Annotated in this window: 2 protein-coding genes; one reads left to right on the top strand and one right to left on the bottom strand. The window is 38.7% G+C overall.

Annotation, left to right across the window (positions count from 1 at the left end):
* Positions 1-646: chromate transporter (locus tag AC1DPQ_RS26260; RefSeq protein WP_477611368.1), on the top strand; the 646-nt coding region annotated here is incomplete at its 5' end.
* A gap of 582 nt (positions 647-1,228) precedes the next feature.
* On the opposite strand, the gene AC1DPQ_RS26265 is transcribed toward AC1DPQ_RS26260, so the two are convergent.
* On the bottom strand, positions 1,229-2,003 hold a 775-nt coding region (locus AC1DPQ_RS26265; protein WP_477611369.1), incomplete at its 5' end, for a DnaB-like helicase C-terminal domain-containing protein.

The raw sequence follows: 2,003 nt of genomic DNA on the forward strand, positions 1-2,003 counted from the left end.
GGTTAAACTTTTTTCAAATATCAATCCTAAAAAACTGGTCTACTTTCTAGGTGCTTTACTTTTATTTGCCTTGGTAGGTGCAATTATAAACAGAACATCGCCCTTTAGTTTACCGATTCGTTTGCTCGAAAACTTTTATCGTAACGGAATATTGGTTTTTGGGGGCGGACAAGTGCTTGTTCCTTTGATGTTTACCGAGTTTGTAGAGATGAAACATTATTTGCCTTCATCTGGATTTTTATCAGGTTTTGCATTACAGCAGGCCTTACCTGGTCCAACATTTTCTTTTACGAGCTACTTAGGCGCATTAAGCATGAAGAATTTTGGTTACGGATTATGGGGCCAAATTTTAGGAGGATTGATTGGGGTTATCGGCATCAACTTACCCGGACTAATCCTCGTTTTATTTATTGTACCGTTTTGGGACGATCTGAAAAAGATCTCACGGATCCGTCATAGCCTTTCAGGAATCAATGCTGTTAGCGTTGGATTTATTATTGCTGCTTTTGTGCTACTCTTAATACCAATGGGCTTTAACTGGATATTTTTAGGGATTATGGTCGCTACATTTTTGTTGTTAAATTTTACTAAAGTTAGTCCACCTGTTATTGTATTGGCAGGTATATTAATTGGATATTTATTTTAGTATAAGATAAATATCAATATCGAGTTTATAGAAAAATTGTTAAAATTTGGAAAGCAAAGGCAGTAAACTTTGGGCTAATGCAGTCCCGCTATCACTGCTGCTCCGACGAAACCTGTGAAACAAGCAAGCACACAATAAAAAATAAAATATACAGTGCTTAAATCGGGAGCATTCGTTTTATCGGGTTTAGATTGGGTGGTTCTCTGCTACTAGGTCGGTTTTCCGTGCCAGTGCCTATAGTTTTTACACTTTATTGCATCTGAAATCCTTTTTTGTCATGCTTAGGGATAATTTATTGCATAAATTATAAATGACAGTAGTTTTTTTGATAGGATGTGAGGAATCGTCATTGCGACAAGGAACGACAAAGCAATCTTTCACGCTAGTGATCCTTGCCATAAAGATTGCTTCGAGGGCTGAAAAAGCCTCCTCGCAATGACGATTTTTCTATTTGGTCTGTCAATGTTAGCAGAAGTAGAAGGTAAAAAAGATTAACGCGTAAAGCACTTCAAAAAAGCTAAAATCTTCTACTATAAAGTAGAATAATTTTTACTAAGATTAACTGATAGTCATTGCCAATTCCTAAAACGGTGGATCATCATCATTATAGTCGTCCATTTTTGAAGGACGGATAATCACGTTGCTCTGTTTTTCAAAATCCTGTGATGGGTACATACCAGCTGAAGGATCAGCCGCAAATGAACTTGGCGGCGCATTAAAGTCTTCTTCCAAATCCGTAAACTTCACAAATTTACCCACGAATTTAAGTGGTACAATTCCAGTTTCACCGTTACGGTGTTTTGCAATGATAACCTCACCAATACCCGCTTGCGATCTTCCTTGCTCATCCTCGGTAATGCCGTAATATTCAGGGCGGTACAAGAATAATACCATATCCGCATCCTGCTCAATTGAGCCCGACTCACGTAAATCGGATAACATTGGCCGTTTTCCCTGTAAACCTGGTCTACTCTCTACCGCACGACTTAACTGCGATAGTGCGAGCACCGGAACATCAAGTTCTTTTGCAACCGATTTTAGCGCTCTCGATATACTACCAATTTCCTGCTCACGGTTACCACCACCTTTTCCTTCGCCTTTACCATGCATTAACTGCAAGTAATCGACAATTACCAATTGAATATCGTATTGTGATTTTAATCTTCTGCATTTTGCCCTGAACTCAAAAATGTTTAGTGCAGGCGTATCATCAATTAATAGGGGAGCTTCGGTTAAACGGCCAATTTTACTGTGTAACTGCTGCCATTCCCATTCCTGTAAATTTCCTTTCCTGATTTTTTCCTGCTCTATTTCTGCTTCTCCAGAAATCAAACGATTAACCAGCTGAACAGACGAC

This window comes from Pedobacter sp. 01T416_2 (genome assembly GCF_056398925.1).